The organism is Saccharothrix sp. DSM 118769 (assembly GCF_052936295.1).
The window spans coordinates 2,949,219-2,967,832 of record NZ_CP193627.1; the positions used below are offsets into that span (position 1 = coordinate 2,949,219).

Here is an 18,614-nt window from a genome sequence, read left to right on the forward strand (position 1 = left end):
GCCCCGGGAGGTCTCGCGGCGTTGTGCGGCCGAGGTCGCGGAGAACGGCGAAGTCGCGGTTCACCTTTCGGCGGGATGACGCGGGACGCGGGAGTCGGGGGGCGCGGGATTCGGGGGCGCTCAGCGGGGAAGCGGGGGGCGTCCGGTGGCGGCGACGTGGGCGGCGAGCCGGCGGACCGTCGGGTGGCGGAACAGCTCGGGCCAGCTCAGGCCGTCGTCGATGCGGGCCAGGCAGCGCAGCGCGGACATGGAGTCGCCGCCGAGCGCGAAGAAGTCGGTGTCGCGGCCGACCGGACCGGTGTCCAGGACGTCCTGCCAGACCGCGGCGATGTGCTCTTCCCAGGCACCGACCGGGGCTTCGAAGGCCGCCGCTCCGGACCCCGGTGCGTCGGGGGCCACCGAGAGGGCGCCGAGGGCCTTGCGGTCGAGCTTGCCGTTGGGGTTGAGGGGCAGCTCGTCCAGGAGGAGGACCGCCGCGGGAACCATGAAGGAGGGCAGCACCTCGGCCAGGTGTGCGCGCAGTTCCGCGGGGCGCGGGGTCCGACCGGGGCGGGGGACGACGTGGCCGACCAGCCGCCGGGTTCCGGGGGGTTCCTCCCGGGACGTGACGACGGCGTCCTTCACGTCGGGGTGGGCGCGCAGCACGGCTTCCACCTCGCCCAGTTCGACGCGCAGGCCGTGCAGCTTGACCTGGAAGTCCTTGCGGCCGAGGAGTTCCAGGACGCCGTCCGGGCGCCAGCGGGTGAGGTCCCCGGTCCGGTAGAGGCGGTCGTGCACGGCACCGCAGGACCAGTCCAGGAAACGTTCGGCGGTGAGGTCGGGGCGTTCCAGGTAGCCGCGGGCCAGACCGACGCCGGCCAGGTGGAGTTCGCCGACGACCCCGGGCGGGACCGGCTGCAACGCGTCGTCCAGGACGTACACGCGCTGGTTGGCCATGGGGCGGCCGTAGGGGATGCTGACCCAGGCCGGGTCGGTCTCCGTGACCTCGTGGATCGTGGAGTGGATCGACGCCTCGGTGGCACCGCCGAGGGCCGCGAAGCGGACGTCGGGGGCGAGCGCCCGCACCCGTTCGGGCAAGGACACCGGGACCCAGTCGCCCCCGAGCATGACCAGCCGCAGCCGGCCCAGGGCCGTGCCGCCGGTGTTCTCCAGGTGTTCCGCGAGCAGTTCCAGCAGGGCCGGGGCGGAGTTCCAGACGGTGACGTCGTGCCGCGCGAAGAGGCGGGCCCAGTGCGCCACGTCCTTGGCGCGGTCCGCCTCGGGCACCACGACGGTGCCGCCGGCCGCGGTGATCCCGAGGAATTCGTAGACCGACATGTCGAAGCTCGGTGAGGACAGGGCGAGGACGCGGTCCGAGGGGCCCACGGCGAACCGGGAGTTGAGGTCCGCCAGGTTGTTCACCACGCCGCGGTGGCGCAGGGCGATGGGTTTGGGCAGGCCCGTCGACCCGGAGGTGTGGATGACGTAGCACAGGTCGTCGGGACCCGCGATCCGTCCGGGGTCGGTTCCCGGCCGCGCCGCGAGGTCGGGCTCGGTGCCGTCGAGGAGCCCTTCGACCAGGACGACCGGTCGGTCGGTGCCGGGTGGCGGGGCGGGCAGCGCGGCAGCCCGGACCCGGTCCGTGACCACGGCCGCGCAGGAGGTGCCGTCCAGCATCGCGCTCAGCCGCTGGGCGGGGTAGTCCGGGTCGAGGGGCACGTAGGCGCCACCGGCCTTCAGGACGCCCAGCACGGCGGCGAGCAGGGTGGCGGAGCGCTCCAGGCACAGCCCGACCCGTACGTCGGGCCCCACGCCCCCTTCCCGGAGCCGGTGTGCGAGCCGGTTGGCGGCCGCGTTGACCTCCCCGTACGTCCAGGTGCGCGCACCGTCGACGACGGCGGGTGCGCCGGGGCCGGTCGCGGTCCTCTCCTCGAACGCCGTGTGCAGGCAGGTGCCGTGCGGCAGGTCGGCCGCCGTGTCGTTCCACTCGGTCAGGACGCGGTGCGTCTCCTCGGCGGTGAGCAGGGCCAGCCGGGAGACCGGTGTGCGCGGGGCGCGGACGGCGCCCGCTGTGAGGGTGCGCAGGTGGGACAGGACGCGACGGGCGGTGTCCGCCGTGAACAGCCGCTCGTCGTAGCGCAGTTCGGCGGTCCAGGTGTCGCCCTGCCGGTTCAGGGTGAGGTGCCACTCGAACGGCGGGGTGCCCTGCGACCCGGTGCGGTGGGCGACCGCCACCACCGGCGTGCCGAGGTCGGCGGCGGGCGACACGGGGGTGCCGCGGGCCGCCAGGTCCGCCGCGGTGGAGTCCGGGTCGACGGTGTACCCGATGGTGCCGTCGGGAGTGGCGAGGGCGATCGCGTCCTGGCCGGTGAGGCGGTGCAGCAGTGCCGCGAAGCAGGCCGTGAGCCGTTCGTGGGCCGCCGCCCCGTCCTCCTGCGCGACACCGGCCAGGGTGTCCCGGACCAGACCGGTCGCACGGGGGACGGCGCCGGCGCGGCGCGGTCGGTCGGCGCGGATGAGCACGGCCGGCCAGGTCATCGGAACTGTGGTGGTGTCGGGGCTCACAGGAATGCTCCCGTCCGGAGGGCGCTGTGGGCTTCGGCCAGGGCGGTCGAATGCGGCAGGGGGTGGCGGGCGCACAGCGCCCGGACGTGCTCGCGCAGGCGAACGCGCCGGTAGGGGTCGATGCGGTACTCGGTGTCGCTCAGCGGGGTGGTCGCGGTCAGGACGGCGTGCATCAGCTCCGCGCACTCGCGCATGTGCTCCGGCCCCATGCCGCGCTGGGCGAGGATGTTGCAGCCCAGCCGGATGCCGCTGGTGATCAGAGGGGGGCGGGCGTCGCCCGGGACGCGGTTGCGGTTGACGAGGATCCCGCACTCCTCCAGCGCCCGTTCCGCGACGACACCGGTGAGCCGGCTGTGGCGCAGGTCGATCAGGGCCATGTGGTTGTCGGTCCCGCCGGTGAGCACCTCGTGGCCCAGGCGTGCCAGTTCGGCGGCGAGCGCGCGGGCCCCGGAGACGGTGAGCCGCGCGGTACGGGCGAACAGGGGCTCGGCGGCGAGTGCGAAAGCGCGCGCCTTGGCGGCGATCGACGCGGGGGCGGGGGTGCCCTGGTGCTGCGGGAAGACGGCCCGCTGCATCAGCTGGTCCAGCGGGGTGCGCCCGTCGGGACCGGGGGCCCGGTGGTCGCGACCGCTGAGGATGAGCCCGCCCCGCGGTCCGCCGAGTTGCTTGTAGGTGCTGGTCGTGGTGATGTGCGCGTGGTCGACGGGGCTGGGGTGCTCGTTGGCGGCGACCAGGCCCGAGATGTGCGAGATGTCGGCCAGGAGGTAGGCGCCGACCGAGTCGGCGATCTCCCGGAAGCGGGCGAAGTCGAGGGTCCGGGAGTAGGCGCTGGCACCGGCGATCAGCACGGTGGGGCGGTGTTCGGCGGCGAGTTCGGCGACGCGGCGGTAGTCGATCCGGCCGCTCGCGTCGAGGCCGTAGTGCACGGCCCGGTAGTGCCGTCCGGTGACCGAAGCGGGGGAGCCGTGGGTGAGGTGGCCGCCGGCGTCCAGGTCGAGACCGAGCAGGGTGCCGCCGGGCGGCACGAGGGCGGCCAGCACGGCGAGGTTGGCGGAGGAGCACGAGTGCGGCTGGACGTTGGCGTAGCGCGCCCCGAACAGGGCCTTGGCGCGCCGCACGGCGAGCCGTTCGACCTCGTCGAAGTTGACCGCGCCGGGGTGGTAGCGGGCGCCGGGGTAGCCCTCGGCGGTGACGTTCGACAGCGCGGACCCGCTCGCGGCGAGGACGGAGGGCGCGGCGATGCTGGCGGACGCGATCATCGCCAGGGTGGTGTCCTGGTGGCGGACCTCCGCGTCGAGGAGGCCCGCGAGTTCGGGGTCCTCGCGGTGCAGCTCGCCCAGCCCCGCATGGGTGAGGCCGGCCTGCCCGTATTTCGCCCCGCGCAGGTTCGGGGGGAGGTCGGCCAGGGTCACAGCTGCTCCTCGATGACGCGCCACAGCTCCGGCATGGAGTCCAGCAGGTAGAGGTGCCCGCCGGGCATCTCCACTTCGACGTAGTCCTCGGTGGTGAAGGTCTTCCAGTCGGCGACCCCTTCCGCGGAGGCCACCGTGTCGGATGCGCCGCGCAGCGCGGTGAGGGGGATCGGCAGGGGGTCGAGCACCTCGGGCCGGTAGTCGCTGTACTGCTGCAGGAGCCGTGCGTCGGCGCGCAGCACGGGCAGCAGCAGGGCGCGCAGTTCGGGGTGGTCGAGTGCCTCGAAGCCGCGCAGGCTGTCCTGCTTCAGCGATCTGACGGCCTCGTCGTCGTCGGTGCTGAGACCGGTGTAACCGCGGTGGCGGGGGCTGCGCGTGCCGCTGACGATCAGCCGCTCGGGCAGCGGCCCCCCGGTGTCGTACAGGTGGCGGGCGGTCTCGAAGGCGAGCAGCCCGCCGAAGCTGTGGCCGAAGATCGCGAAGGGTTCCCCGGCGGCGGCTTCCGCGACGCGGCGGGAGAGGTCGGTGACGCACTCGTGGAAGGAGGCGTAGCAGGGGCGGGAGAACTCCTCCTCCCGTCCCGGGAGCTGAACGGGTGTGGCGCGCGCCCTGCCGGTGCTCAGGGCCTTCCAAGGGCGGTAGACACCCGCGCCCGCTCCGGCGTACGGCAGGCACATCACTCGCGTCATCGGGCGCTCTCCTCGGTCGTTGTCGCGGGTGCGGGCCGGAACGGTCCGGGAGGGGCCGCGGCGGTGTGCCGCCCCTCCGCTCCGGTCAGCAGGGCGAGCCGGTGCCGGACGGCGGCCGACAGCCTTGCCAACCGCCCTGCCCAGGGGCTGCCGGCCGGGGCTTGCAGCATTCCCCCGAGACGGTGGCCGGGCAGCTCGTTCAGCTGGAACAGGACCTCGGCCTGCCCGCCGAGCGGCACCACGGGTTCGGTGTGCATGCGGACCCCTCCGGCGGCGTGGACGGGGCGCGGCCAGCTCTCGTACGCGAACAGGGCCTGGTACAGCGGCATGCGGCGCCCCGGACGGGTGCGCACCGCGCGGATCAGGTCGTCCTGCGGCAGGTCCATGTGGAGCAGACCGTCGGTGACGGTCCTCCAGGTGCGCTCGCAGGCGGCGGGTCCGGCGGGCCGCCGCACACGCACCGGCAACGTGGTCAGCAGGCAGCCGATGACGTCCGCGAGGTCCGGGGTCCGGGTGGACACCGGGGTGCCGATGCAGAAGTCCTCGGCCCCGCACAGGTCGTGCAGGGCCTGGGCGTACGCAGTGAGCAACACGGCGAACGGGGGGCAGGCGAGGCGCCGGCCCGTCTCGCGCGCCGCGGCGCCCGCCCCGTCGGGGAACCGGACGGCACGGCGGTGCAGCTCGGCCCGGGCGAGCTCGCGCTGGGTCGGGCCGTCGCGGTCCCCCGGCAGGTCGGGCACGCCGTCGAGCGCCGTCCGCCAGTAGGCGGCGAGCTCGGCCCGGCGTCCGGCGTCCGGCGGTCGCGGGGCCGGGTGGGCGGGCGGCGGCGGTTCGGGTTCCCCGGCGACGACGCGGGCGTAGGCCCGGGCGAGGTCGGCGGTGAACACCTCGTGGGACAGCCCGTCGTACACGAGGTGGTGCGTGAGGACGTACAGGGTGGCGCCGGGGGCGTCCTGCGCGTCCTCGGCGAGCGCGAGGACGACGTGGCGTCCGGTGGAGGGGTCCAGGAGCCCGGTCCGGGCCAGCTCGTGGGCGGCGGCGTCGAAGTCGGTGCCCGGGGGGAGTTCCAGCAGCGGCGGTTCGACGGGCGGCACGGTCGTGCACCGCAGTTCCCCCGCCTCGGGCGTGAAGACCGACCGCAGCACCGGGTGGCGGGTGACCACCCGTGCCGCTGCCGCGGCGAGTGCCGTCGGGTCCGGGGAGCCTTCGACGCGCACGGTGCTGAGCACCCTCCAGGCGGGTGCGCCGGGGGCGATGCGCTCGGCGAACCAGAACTGGCGTTCCGTCGCCGAGGCGGCGCGCGGTTCGGCACGGGGCGTTGAGGGGGTGTCCACGGGCGTCACCGGGCCGAATAGCCCGCGTCGACGGTCAGGGTGGTGCCGGTGACGCGTTGGGAGGCGTCGCAGGCGAGCCAGAGCGCGGCGGCCGCCACGTCGGCCGGCTCGACCAGCCTGTGCATCGGCTGGTCGGCGGTGAACAGTTCCTCGTGCTCGGCCGGCGGGACGTCGAGCGCCCGGGCGACCTCGGAGAGCATCCGCCCCTCCATGGCGGGTTCGTCCCGGATGTTGCCGGGGCACACCGCGTTGACGCGCACGCCGTACGAGGCGTAGTCGAGGGCACTGGCCTTGGTGAGGCCGACCAGTCCGTGCTTGGCCGCGACGTACCCGGCGAAGTTGCGGTAGCCCACCAGGCCCGCGGTGGAGGCGATGTTGACGATCGCCCCGGAGCGGCGTTCCACCATGGCGGGGGCGAACACCTTGGTGGCGCGCCAGGCGCCGCCGAGGTCGACGTCCACCATCAGCTGCCAGTCCGCCTCCGACGTCTCGTGCACCGGCCGGCCGGAGGGGGCCACTATGCCCGCGTTGTTGACGAGCACGTGCGGCGCGCCGAACCGGTCGTGGGTCCGCTCACGCAGCTCGGTCAGGGCATCGAGGTCCCGGACATCGACGGCCGCGGTGAGGACGTCGGCGCCGTGGCGGCGGCAGGCGTCGGCGGTGTGGTCGAGCTGGCTCGCGGTGCCCATCGGGTAGGGGACGCCGGGCACCGGGGCGGCCACGTCGAGCAGGACCAGGTCCGCGCCCTGGGCCGCGAAGGCCAGCGCGCAGGCGCGCCCCGCGCCCCGCGCGGCGCCGGTGATCACCGCTGTGCGTCCTTCGAGGACGCCGACGGACTGGTGCGCTGCGGTCATCGGACCGTCGCCCCCCTGCCCGCCGTGGGCTCCGGGTCCGTGTCGGGCGCGATCCGCGCGTCCTGCTCCGGCGCGGCGGGCCCGTCCCGGTCCCCTCCGGTGCCCGGCCGCTCGTCCATGGCGCGCAGGCCGGGCCACCGCCAGCTGACGGCGATCAGGACGAGGTAGACGAGGGCGAAGCAGAGCATCGGCACGCGCAGCCCGGCCAGGTCCACCAGCCAGCCGGCGGTCAGCACACCGAGCGGGGCGGAGGTGAGGGCCATGGCACCGGTGAGGCCGAAGACCCGGCCGCGCAGTTCCTCGGGGACGCGTTCGAGCATGACCGTCGAGAGCATCGGGTTGAGCGGTCCGCCGGCCACCCCGACCAGGAAGCAGATCACCGTCACCCCGACGGCGCCGGGCTCGAAGTAGAGCATCAGCCGCAGCACGGCCACCGCCGCGAAGCAACCGAACAGGGTGTAGCGGCGGTTGGACAGGATGTTCCGGCTGGCCGGGCCGTACAGGAAGGTGCCGACGATGGCGCCGACGCCGACGGCGCCGAGGAACCACCCCATGGCCGCGCTGTTGTGCAGGACGTCCTGGGCGTAGACCGGCAGGAACAGCGGGGTGAAGGCGTCGTCGAGGAAGTTGGTGACGACGACGAAGGCGGTCATCGCGCCGATCACCGGCATCGTGCGGACGAGCGCCACGCCTTCGCGCAGCTGGCCGAAGAAGCCGGGCCCGGCCGCCAGGTCGTCCCGGGACTTCTTGTTCTCGGCGACCGGTACCGCGAAGGCGACCAGCGCGGCGGCGACGAGGAAGGTCGCGGCGTCGACGTACATGCCGACGGCCGAGCCGCTCGCCGCGATCAGCACGCCGGCCAGGGGTGCTCCGGCCACCAGACCGAGCCGGGGGGCTGCCTGGTACCAGGAGTTCACGCTCTCCAGCCGGGCCCCGGCGCCTTGGATGACGGGCTTGAGGAGCGTCATCCGGGCGGCGGTGGCAGGGGTCGCCACGATCGTGCGGGCGAACAGCAGGGCGAGCAGCAGCGGGATGGGCAGCCCCGCGGTGGCGTCCAGGAGCGGTATGAGCAGCACCAGGATGCCCGCGGAGAGGTCGGACAGCACGCTCAGCCTGCGCCCGCCGAACCGGTCGACCAGGACGCCGCCGACAGCGCCCGCGAAGATCAGCGGCAGGGCGCCGATGAACCCGGCGAGACCGGTGGTGACGGCCGAGCCGGTGGTGTGCAGGACGTACAGGGGGACCGTCACGATCGTGATGGCGTTGCCGAAGGCCGACAGGTACTGGGCCATCAGCAGGAACACGAGCGGGCTGCGGTGCCGGAGGGCCGTCGTGGTGCTCTCGGTCATGCCTGTTCCCCCTGTCGTCCGCGGCGCTCTCGGCTGAGCCGTGCGAAGAGACGTTCCATGGTTTCCCCGGTGACCCCTGTCGTGCCGGGGACGTCGACCGGGACTCGGTCCTGCTGCGCCGCCTCGAACAAGCCGCGCAACTCGCGGGCTGCCGCCTCGGCGGCCGTGCGGACCGCGACCGGGTCGACGGCGTCGGGGTTGTACAGCCAGCGCAGCACGGCGCGGCCGTCGTGCACCCCGACCGCCACGTCCACGTCCACGTCGCGCTCCACCTCGGCGTTGCCGCGGGCGGCGGTCTGCGTCGAGGCGGTGAAGGGGCCGTGCGAACCGTCGACGGGGGCGGCCAGCTCGCCCAGGTGGTTCACGATCACCCGGGGCCGTTCCAGTGCGGCGAACTCCGCGCGCAGGTCGGGGTCGGCGGCGCAGGCCAGCATGCCGAACGTCTTGCCGGAATCGGGTACCCCGCGCAGCGCGGCGGCCGTGGCCCGCAGGTCGTCCCGGGCCGGGCCGCCGGTGAGCGGCACCAGGAAGGGGTGGGCGGCCGAGTAGAACCCGACGGCCCGGTCCGGGTCCCAGTCGGGCAGCGCGGCCAGCGGGTCGCGGCCCAGGCCGATCAGCCACACCGACGGCCGGTCGTGCGGTGCCCAGCGCCGCAGCGCGCGGGCGACGGAGGTGAGCGCGGCGGCCCGCAGCGTGCCGTGGCCGCCGGGCGGCAGCGGTACCGACACCTCCAGCGACCGCTCACCGGCGTAGGTGTTGGGGCCGTCCAGGCGCCAGCGGTAGTGGCCGGTGCCGCTCAGCTGGGCCCGCCAGTACCCGGCGTGCGGCGCCGGGTCCAGTGCCCGTACGACGGCGGCGTGTTCGGCGTACCCGGCGCGTTCGGCCACGAGCGGCCGGCCCCGGTAGGCGGCGGCCAGGTCGGCGATGAGGATGTCCCAGGACATGCCGTCGACGACCAGGTGGTTCGCGCTGAGGACGACGCGGTCCGCCTCGTCGGGCGCTCCGGGCAGGAGGCTGACGGCGAACAGCGGCCCGGTGACGCGGTCGAAGCCCGCCCGCTGGGCGTCCACCACCCGCTCCGGGTCGGTGCCGGCGGGCTCCACCGACCAGTGCCAGTCCGCGCCGGGCACGAGCCGGGTGCCGAGGACGCCGTCGGGGCGCACGGTGGTGGTCAGCGTCGGGTGGGCGCGGACCACCTCCCGGGCCGCCCGGCGCAGGCGCTCCGGGTCCAGGTGGCGGTCCGCGGTGAGGACGTGGCTGTGCGAGAGGTCCTCCACCCGGGACAGCCCGCGGCTCAGGAGCATCTCCTGCTCGGGGCCGAGGGGCCCGGCCGGTGGGACCGGCGCGCGGTCCGCCGGGGCATCGCGGCGCGTGCCGAGGACGCGGGCGAGTCCGGCCGGGGTCGGATGGGTGAAGACGTCCTTGAGGGTGACGGTGAGGTCGTCGCCGCGCAACCGGTGGGCGAGCCGGACGGCGAGCAGCGAGGTGCCGCCACTGGTGAAGAACACCGCTTCGGGGTCGGCGCGTTCGACGCCGAGCACGTGGACCCACGCGGCGGTGACCCGGTCCAGGATCGCCGCGTCGACGGGTCCGCCGGCGACCGTGCCGGCTTCGGCACCGTGGCCGAGCAGGGGGGGCGGTGGCGCCTGCGGCGGCGGAGCGGGCCGCCGCAGCGGCTCGTCGGGGCGTTCCGCGAACTGCTCGACGAGCTGGAGCAGGCGGTCGGCCATGGCGGCGACGGTGGCGTGGTCGAACAGCGCCGTCCGGTACTCGATGCGTCCGTAGACGACCTCCCCCACCCGCCACCAGGCGGTGGTCAGGTCCATGGTGGAGACGCCCTCGGGCACGGCGTTGGCGTACACCTCGGCACCGGGGAGCTCCAGGGACCGCGAGTCGTCGAGGTCCAACTGCACCAGCATGGTCTGCAGCAGCGGGTACCGGGTGGCGGACCGGCCGGGGGCGGTGGCCTCGACGATCTCGCCGAAGGGCACTTCGCGGTGGTCGGCCACGGCGGCGGCGGCAGCGGCCGTGGCCGCGAGCACGTCCAGCGGGGTGGGGTCCTCGGGCAGCCGGATCCGCAGCGGGATGCTGGTCAGCAGGAACCCGATCAGCGGTGCCGCCCCCGGCTCGCCGCGGGTGGCGGTGGGGATGCCGATCACCAGGTCGCGCTGCCCGGTGCGCTCGTACAACAGCGCGGCGTACGCGGCGGTCATCGCCGTGGCCGGGGTGGTGCGGACCTCCCGCGCGCGGCGGAAGAAGGATTCGGCGACGGCCCCGTCGAGGATGAAGCTGTGGTGCTCGCCTGCGTGGTCGGAGGTGTCGGGGCTGCGGTCGTAGGGCAGGGCGAGGTGCTCGGGGACGCCGTCCAGGAACGTGCGCCAGAAGTCCCGGTGGCGGGCGCCCCGCGGACCGGCGAAGTACTCGCGCTGCCAGTGGGCCCAGTCGCCGAACTGCACCGGCATCTCGGCGAGGCGAGGCGCGCGCCCCTCGGCGAGGGCCCGGTAGTGCTCCAGGAGTTCTTCGTTGAGGCGCACGTACGACCACTGGTCGACGAACGAGTGCGGCATGGTTTCCACGACCTGGTGGTCGCCCTCGGCGACCTTGGCCACCGCGAGGCGCAGCACCGGGTCGGTGGCGAGGGCGAACGGGCGGCGGACCTGTGCGGCGATGAACTCCCGACGGCGCCGCTCGACCTCGTCGGCGGGCGCGGCGGTGGTGTCGGCGGCCGTCAGGTCGGTGTAGCTGAGGTCCGCCCGCCGGTCGGGGTGCACTCGCAGGTAGGGGCGGCCGTCCTCGGCCTCGGCCCCGGAGCGCAGCAGGTCGTGGCGGCTCACCAGGCTGTCCGCGGCGCGGCTGAAGAGGTCCGGGTCGAAGGCTCCGAGCACGCGCAGCCCGTAGCCGAGGGTGTAGGTGGTGGTTCCCGGGTCGAGCTGGTCGAGGACCCACAGGCGTTCCTGGTCCAGGCCGAGCGGGAACCGGTCCCGCGGACCCGGCCTGGGCCGCAGCACCGGGCCGTGGCTGGTGGCGAGCCGATCGGTGAGCGCCGCGCGCTGAGCGGGGGTGAGCCGGGCGAGCCGGGCCGTCAGCCGCTGGTCGGCGGGGGTGTTCACGCGGGCCTCCCCACGGCCGCGGCACCGAGGTGGAACAGGGTGGGCAGCGACTCCAGGACGTCGCCGGCCGGGAGCCCGAAGTCGATCAGGCAGCCGACCTCGTCGGCGCCGGCCGCGGCCAGCTCGGCGAGGACGGCGCGGGCCTTGGCCGGGCTGCCGAGCAGCGAGGGACCGGTCAGGAAGTCCAGGTAGGCGTTCTCCAGGAGCACGAACTCGTCGCTTTCCCCCGTCTGCTTGCGGAAGGACCGCAGGTAGGCGTGCATGGCCGGGCGGAGGAAGTCCTCCAGGTCCGGCCGGTCGCTGACGTACGCGTGCGTCATGACCACGACGTCGCCCTCGCCGGTGTGCCCGGCGTCCCGCCACTCCTGCCGGTAGCGGGCGATGTTCTCCCTCAGGGCGGGCAACGTCTGCCCCAGGAGCGCGGTCGCCACCCCGTAGCCGGCCCGGGCGGCGGTGACGAAGGTCCCGGGTGTGCCGGTGGCGGTGAGCCACACCGGCAGCTCCTCCTGGACGGGCCGGGGGCGGGTCGACGCCTGGGTCGTGGTGCCCGCGGTGGACGGGTACGGCAGGGTCTCGCCGCGCCACAGGGCGCGCACGTCCTCGATGGTGCGGCCGGTGACCTCGCGCCGTTCCCGGTAGTCGTCCCGGGCGAGGGCGAAGTCGTCCGGGTGCCAGCCGCTGCCGAAGGAGAGGCCGACACGACCGCCGGAGAGACCGTCCACGACCGCCCAATCCTCGGCGATGCGGGCCGGGTGGTGCAGCGGGGCGGCCACGCTGCCCGCGTGGATGCGGATGGTGCGGGTGCGGGTGGCGACCGCGGCGGCCAGCAGCGCCGGGTTGGGCGAGAAACCGCCGAAGTCGACGAAGTGCCGCTCCGGGAACCACACGGCGTGCTGGCCCGCCGCGTCGGCCTCGGCGGCGGCTTCCAGGACGAAGGCGTAGTAGGCACTGGCGTCGGCGTGGTCGGCGCTGGCGAAGAAGTAGAGGCTGCGGCGCAGGTGTTCGGGCAGTGCGACCGGGGCCTGCGCCTGCTCGGCGCGCTGGGTTCGCAGACCCGCGCCCAGCCTGCGCCGCTGTTCCGGGGTCAGCGCGTCGAGGCGCGCGGAGAGATCACTCATGGTCCTGCCCGTTCTCGTTCTCGATCTCCGCCAACAGGCGCAACAGGGCCTCGTCGTCGCGTTCCGCGACGAGTTCTTCGGTCCGGGCCGTGAACCCGGCGAGGGAGGAGTTCTCGTAGAGGTCCTGGAGCCGGATCCCCACCACGAGGGCGTCGTTGACGACGCTGACCAGGTGGGCGGCGTGCAAGGAGGTGCCACCGAGGTCGAAGAAGTTGTCCTGCGGCCGCAGTTCGGTGACGCCGAACGCCTCCTGCCAGATGCCGCGGACGGCGTCGGCCGTCGACGTTCCTCCGGACCGCTCCGCACCGGCGGCCGGGAACGGGTCGGCGCCGTCGGCCACGGGGACCGGGTCCGTCGGGGTCGCGACGGCCGAGGGGTGGACCTCGGGGGCCTGGGGCGCCGGAGCCTCCACCCAGTGGCGGTTGTCGGCGAAGGGGTAGGGCGGCAGCGCCACGGCGCGTGCGGGCCGTGGCGGGTCGGCCAGCGGGTGACCCGCTGTCCACAGCACCGCCAAGGCGCCGTGCCATTCGGCGGTCTCGTCCGAGCCGCGGCGGTCCGACGCGTCGACGACGGGGATGTCGTGCTGCGCGGCCAGGGCCGCCCGGCGGATCTCCGCGGTGGCCGCGTGGGCCCGGTGCAGGCCGAGGACGGTGTCCGGGCGGGCTTCGAGCAGCGTGGTGACCGCGTCGGTGAAGCGGACCGGGTTGCTCATCTGGCGTCCCCAGTAGGCCGGGTCGACCGCCTGGGCCGCGGTGAGCAGCGACCCGGTGAGCCCGGAGACGATGGGGACCGCGGGCGTCGACAGGGACAGGGAGGCGACGAACGCCTCGAACTCCTCCGCGGGGCCGACCATCGAGCGCGAATGGGCGGCGTGGGCGATCGGCAGGCGCTTGGTGCGGATCCCGGCCTCGCCGCAGCGCGCTTCGAAGGCGGCCAGATCGGCTTCGGGGCCGCCGCAGACGGTGTTGTCCAGCCCGTTGAGCACGCACACGTCGACCTCCAGGCCGGCCGCGAGCCGTACCGCGGTGTCCTCTCCGGCGCGCACGGCGGTCATCGCGCCGGGCTCCGCGGTGGCCATCAGGTGTCCTCGGCGCACGATGGCGGCTGCCGCGTCGGCGGTGGAGAAGACACCCGCGTGGGCGGCCGCGGTCAGCTCGCCGACGCTGTGGCCGAGCAGCAACCCCGGGGTGAGGCCGTGCCGCTCGGCCTGGCGCAGGCCGGCCAGTCCGAGGACGAACAACAGGGGCTGGACGAAGGTGGTGTCGACCAGGCGCGGGTCGTCGGCGGGCCAGGTCCGGGCGTCTGCCAGGTCGGGTCCGCCGGCCCGGCGCACCTCGGCGGCGAGTTCGGCCAGGTCGGCGGCGAACCGGTCGTCCCCGGCGGCGAGGCCCGCTCCCGCGCCGGCCAGGTCGACGCCCTGGCCGGGCAGCACGGCGGCGAGCGACGGAGCGGTCACGGCGCGGCGTCCGCCGTTGCCGGCCGCCGCGGTCAGTTCGGCCACCAGGCGGTCGCGGGCCTCGGCGGGGTCGGCGGGCAGGACGGTCGCCCACCGCTCGGGCAGCGCCTTGCGGTGGTGCCGCAGAGTGCCGGTGATCTCGCCCAGGGGGAGTTCGGCGCCGTCACCGTCGAGCCACGCGGCCAGGTCGCGAGCCTTGTTCCGGAGGGCCTCGGGGGTGGCTGCGGACAGCACGACGAGGTGGTGCGCGCCCCGCCCCGCCGGGTCGTGCCCGACCGGACCGGTGGTCCGGGGTGCCGCGGACAGCAGTACGTGGCAGTTGGTGCCGCCGAGCCCGAACGAGCTGACCCCCGCGGTGCGGGGCCGGTCGGCGGGCCAGGGCCGGGCGGTGCGGGGCAGTTCGAAGGAGGCGCAGCCCAGCTCCACGTCGGGGCCGTCGCCGGGTTGGGACGGGGTCGGCGGCAGGACGCCCGCCTCGACCGCGAGGACCGCCTTGATCAGGCCGATGACGCCGGCCGCCGAGTCGCAGTGGCCGATGCTCGGCTTCACCGCCCCCAGCGTGAGGACGGAACCGGCGGGTCGTTGCCCGTAGACCTCGGCCAGTGCCGCGAGCTCGACCTGGTCGCCGAGGGTCGTGCCGGTGCCGTGGGTCTCGACGTAGCCGACGTCGCGCGGTTCCAGCCCGGCGACGGCCAGTGCCTCGCGCAGGACGTCGGCCTGGCCCTGCGGGCTCGGCGCGGTGAGGCTCATGCGGGCGGCGCCGTCGTTGTTGACGGCACTGCCCAGCAGGTGCGCGCGGGCGCTCTCGCCGGTGCCGGGCAGGTCGGAGACCCGGCGCAGCACCACGATGCCGGCTCCGCTGGAGGGCACGGTCCCCGCCGCGTCCTCGGTGAACGCGCGGCACCGGCCGTCGGGCGAGGTGACGCCGCCCTCGGCGAACGCGTAGCCCTGCTCCGCGTCGAGGTGCACCGTGGCCCCGCCGGCTATCGCGATGTCGCACTCGTAGGTGAGCAGGCTGCGGATCGCCTGGTGGACCGCGACCAGGGAGGTGGAGCAGGCGGTCTGCACGGTGATGGCGGGGCCGGTCAGGCCGAGCCGGTAGGCCAGGCCGGTGGCGAGGAAGTCGCGGGAGTTCCCGAGGGCGAGCTGTTCGGCGCCGAGCGCGCGCAGGATCTTCTCGTCCTTGAGGACGTGGTCGCGGTAGTACGTCTCGCTGCCGCACCCGACGAACACCCCGATGCGGCCCGGGGTGCGTTCGGGGTCGATCCCGGCGTCCTCCAGGGCCTGCCAGGCCACTTCGGTGAGGACCCGGTGCTGAGGGTCGGTGGCCGCGGCCTGGGAGGGCAGCATGCCGAACAGCTCGGCGTCGAACCGGTCGAACCGGTCGATCTGCCCCGCGCGCAGTCGGTCGCCGGGCGCGGTGGCCGCCGGCAGGGAGACGACCCCGTCGGCGATCGCCGCCCAGAAGGTCCCGGGGTCCGCGCTGCCGGGCACTCGCAGGGACATGCCGACGACGGCGACGGCGTCCCTCCCCTCCGCGACCGTACCGGGGTGCTCGTCGTGGCCGTTCTCGCTCACGCTTCCTCCTGACGGGGGCGCCCGTCGGAGGGCGGACCGATGACGTCCGCGAGGCGGCGCGGGGTCGGGTTGCGGAATATGTGCTTGAGCTGGGAACCGCGGAAGCCGTTGGAGCGCTGGAGCGCGTTGAGGCGCACCGCCAGCAGCGAGTTCCCGCCCAGCTCGAAGAAGTTGTCGTCGCGTCGCACGGGGACGCCGAGGAGCTGCTGCCACACCTGGGCCAGCAGGCTCGCGGCGTCTGCCGGCTCCTCGGGAGGCACGTCCGGGCCGGCGTCGGTGGTCGCGCTCGGGGGGTCGGTGTCGTGACCGTGCGCGGGTGGGGGCAGTCGGGTCGCGTCCAGCTTCCCGTTGACGGTCAGCGGCAGCGACGGCACCGCGGTGAGGGTCGCGGGCAGCATGTGCGCGGGCAGGCTCGCGGCCAGCCACCGGCGCAGCTCCGCGAGGTCGGGAGCGGTGCCGGGGCCGACCACGTAGGCGTCCATCCGCGCGGTGGCCGCGTCGTGGGCGTCGCGGACGACCGCCGCGGCCGCGGTGACGGCGGGGTGGGCCAGGAGCGCGCCGCGGATCTCGCCGGGCTCGATGCGGTGGCCGCGGATCTTGACCTGGTCGTCGAGTCGGCCCAGGTGTTCCAGTTCTCCGTTCGGCAGCACCCGGCCGCGGTCGCCGGAGCGGTAGAGGACCTCCTCCGGGAGTCCGGCGAGGCTTCCGGGCAGGAAGCGCTCGGCGGTGAGTTCGGGCCGGTTGAGGTAGCCGGCGGTGACACCGCTCCCCGCGACGTGGATCTCGCCGGGGACCCCCGGGGCCACCGGGCGCCTCTCCTCGTCCAGGACGTACAGCCGCCACCCCGGCAGGGGGAGTCCCACCGATCGGGTTCCGGCGAGGGCGTCCGCCCGGACCAGGTCGCGCCACGTGCAGTGCACGGTGGTCTCGGTGATGCCGTACATGTTGACCACGCGGCAGGTCCGCTCCGGGTGGCGGTCCATCCAGGGCAGCAGCACCCGCGGGTCGAGCGGTTCACCGCCGAAGATCAGCAGGCGGACGGAGAGCGGGTCCGGTGCGGTCGCGTCCGCGGTGAGGAGCTGCGTGAACGCGGAGGGGGTCTGGTTGAGCACGGTGACGCGTTCGGCGGCGAGCAGGGCGTGGAAAGCCTCCGGGTCGCGGGCCGTCCAGTGCGGTACGACGACCAGGTGGCCACCGGTCAGCAGGCACCCCCACACCTCCCAGACGGAGAAGTCGAAGGCGAAGGAGTGGAAGAGGGACCAGGTGTCCTGCTCGGTGAAGCCGAACCCGTCCGGGCCGGCCGCGGCGGCCAGCAGCGCGACGACGTTGCGGTGCCGCACCAGGACCCCCTTGGGGGTGCCGGTGGAGCCGGAGGTGTGGATGACGTAGGCGACCCGCTCCTGGTCCGGTCCGGGCAACGGGGTCCCGGGGTCGGCGGGCGTGGCGTCGACGGGGAGCAGTTCCACGTGCGGCGGCAGCAGTGCCGGGTCGCGGTCGGTCACGGCGGTGGTGATGCCGGTGTCCTCGACGATGAACGCCAGCCGTTCGCGCGGGTGGTCGGGGCTGAGGGGCACGTAGGCGGCACCGGCCTTGAGCACCGCGAGGAGGGCGACGACCAGGTCGGTGCCGTGGTGCAGGCAGACACCCACCCGGTCACCGGCGCGCACACCCGACTCGGCCAGGGACCGGGCGAGCGCGGTGGCGCGTTCGTCGAGTTCGAGGTAGCTCAGCCGCTGCTCCCCGCAGCTGACCGCGGTGCGGCCGGACAACCGCGTGACCTGCTCGGCGAAGAGCGAGACGAGGTCGGTCCCGGCGGTGTCCGCGAGCAGCGGTCCGGCGGTGACGACGCGGTCGGTCGCGGGGACGGTGGAGAGGGGGGCGTTCGGGTTCTCGACCATGGCGGTGAGCGTGGCCTCCAGTTGGCGGCAGAAGCCGGTGGCCCCGGCGGTGTCCACCTCGGTCGGCCGGTGGCGCAGCAGGCCGCGCTGCTCGCCGCCGAGGTCTTGCCGGAGGTAGAGGGCGATCGGGAACTGGGCCGGTCCGAACCCGGGGTCCGGCAGGGGGCGCGCCGTCAGTTCCGGCGTGGTGATGTCGGGCAGCGTCCGGCAGGGGACGACGACCAGGGACAGGCCGGCGCGGTCGGCGGGGGGCAGCACCGCCGACAGCGGCAGGTCGGCGTTCCGGTAGGCGGACATGGCGGACCTGTGGGCCTGGCGCAGGTAGTCGGCCACGGTTCGGGTGCCGCCGGTGTCCAGCGGCACCGGCACGGTGGCGCTGAAGTAGCCGATGGCGGTCGTGTGGCGAGGGGCGCGGCGGGAGACGGTGGTGCCGAGCACGGGTCGGGCGGTCGCGCTGTTGCGGCTCAGCACCAACCCGGCGGCGGCGAGCACCAGGGAGTGGCGGGTGAGGCCGAGTCCGGTCGCCAGTTCGCCCGCGGCGTCCCACACCGCGTCGGGGATCAGCAAGGGCACCGTGCCGGAAGACCCGGCCGGGGCCGGTCCGGCCGCAGGAGCACCGGGGGTGCGGGCCCACTCCAGAGCGGCGGACACCCCGGGAGCGAGGTCACGGGCGAGGTCGGCGGCCCGTCCGAGCCGCTCGGGCGGCAGTTCGTGCTCTCCCCGGGACCACTGCGCGAAGGATTCGCCTGGGACGTCGGGCACGTCACCGAGCAGCCACTCGGCGAGCACCGCCATGGACGTTTCGTCCACGAGCAGGTGATGGACCGTCAGGCACAGGTGTGCGGTCCGGGAGCCGTGCCTGACCAGGACGACGCGCAGCAGGGGCCCGTTGTCGAGGTCGAACGGGCGCAGCGCCTCCCGGCGCAGGCGGGCTCGGGCGAGTGGCCCGTCCGGGTCGACCGGGGCGTCGGCGACGAACAGCTTCGGGGGCCTGCGGGCCGGGGCGAACACCAGTCGATCGTGGTGTTCCGCCACCCGCGCGCCCAGCAACGGGTGGGCGGCGAGCACCTCGTCCAGCCGGGCGCGCAGGGAGTCCGGGTCGAGGGCGCCGTCGACGCGCAGGAACAGCGCGGAGTTGTACGTGGCGGGGTCCTCGGCGCTCCGGTCGGCCGCGTACAGGTCGCACTGGCTCGGGGTGAGCGGCAGCACCGCGGTGTCCCCGTCCACGCCCGGGCTGTTCCCGCGGGACCCCGTGCGGCCGTCCTGGTTCGC

10 protein-coding genes are annotated in these 18,614 nt (G+C 74.9%); all 10 read right to left on the bottom strand.

Going from position 1 to position 18,614, the window contains the following annotated elements:
* Positions 1 to 120 precede the first annotated feature (120 nt).
* Genes ACRAKJ_RS13460 through ACRAKJ_RS13505 form a run of 10 tightly spaced genes read right to left on the bottom strand, consistent with a single transcriptional unit; the run spans position 121 to position 18,569 of the window.
* Positions 121 to 2,517 (bottom strand): amino acid adenylation domain-containing protein, encoded by a 2,397-nt coding sequence (locus ACRAKJ_RS13460; RefSeq protein ID WP_438922736.1) that lies wholly within the window; start codon positions 2,515 to 2,517, stop codon positions 121 to 123.
* Between the two features lie 23 nt (positions 2,518 to 2,540).
* Positions 2,541 to 3,956: a serine hydroxymethyltransferase gene (locus tag ACRAKJ_RS13465; protein ID WP_438922737.1), complete on the bottom strand. Its 1,416-nt coding sequence runs from the start codon at positions 3,954 to 3,956 to the stop codon at positions 2,541 to 2,543.
* A complete protein-coding gene (locus ACRAKJ_RS13470) occupies positions 3,953 to 4,645 on the bottom strand; it encodes an alpha/beta fold hydrolase (protein ID WP_438922738.1) in 693 nt (230 codons plus the stop codon). The genes ACRAKJ_RS13465 and ACRAKJ_RS13470 overlap by 4 nt, the downstream gene beginning before the upstream one ends.
* Positions 4,642 to 5,979, bottom strand: a complete 1,338-nt coding sequence (locus tag ACRAKJ_RS13475; RefSeq protein WP_438922739.1) for a condensation domain-containing protein — start codon at positions 5,977 to 5,979, stop codon at positions 4,642 to 4,644. Before ACRAKJ_RS13475 ends, ACRAKJ_RS13470 begins: the two co-directional genes overlap by 4 nt.
* 5 nt (positions 5,980 to 5,984) lie before the next feature.
* The gene (locus tag ACRAKJ_RS13480) at positions 5,985 to 6,833 is read right to left on the bottom strand and encodes an SDR family oxidoreductase (RefSeq protein WP_438922740.1); all 849 of its coding nucleotides are present in this window, start codon (positions 6,831 to 6,833) and stop codon (positions 5,985 to 5,987) included.
* Complete coding sequence (locus tag ACRAKJ_RS13485) at positions 6,830 to 8,182, bottom strand: MFS transporter (RefSeq protein WP_438922741.1); 1,353 nt, start codon at positions 8,180 to 8,182, stop codon at positions 6,830 to 6,832. Before ACRAKJ_RS13485 ends, ACRAKJ_RS13480 begins: the two co-directional genes overlap by 4 nt.
* Entirely contained in the window at positions 8,179 to 11,292 is a 3,114-nt protein-coding gene (locus ACRAKJ_RS13490) for a condensation domain-containing protein (protein ID WP_438922742.1), read from the bottom strand. Before ACRAKJ_RS13490 ends, ACRAKJ_RS13485 begins: the two co-directional genes overlap by 4 nt.
* On the bottom strand, positions 11,289 to 12,410 hold the full coding sequence (locus ACRAKJ_RS13495) for a MupA/Atu3671 family FMN-dependent luciferase-like monooxygenase (RefSeq protein WP_438922743.1): 1,122 nt from the start codon (positions 12,408 to 12,410) through the stop codon (positions 11,289 to 11,291). The genes ACRAKJ_RS13490 and ACRAKJ_RS13495 overlap by 4 nt, the downstream gene beginning before the upstream one ends.
* Positions 12,403 to 15,444 carry a beta-ketoacyl synthase N-terminal-like domain-containing protein gene (locus tag ACRAKJ_RS13500; protein WP_438922744.1) on the bottom strand — a complete coding sequence of 1,014 codons (3,042 nt, stop codon included), beginning with the start codon at positions 15,442 to 15,444 and terminating at the stop codon, positions 12,403 to 12,405. Before ACRAKJ_RS13500 ends, ACRAKJ_RS13495 begins: the two co-directional genes overlap by 8 nt.
* On the bottom strand, positions 15,441 to 18,569 hold the full coding sequence (locus ACRAKJ_RS13505; RefSeq protein WP_438922745.1) for an amino acid adenylation domain-containing protein: 3,129 nt from the start codon (positions 18,567 to 18,569) through the stop codon (positions 15,441 to 15,443). The genes ACRAKJ_RS13500 and ACRAKJ_RS13505 overlap by 4 nt, the downstream gene beginning before the upstream one ends.
* Positions 18,570 to 18,614 lie beyond the last annotated feature (45 nt).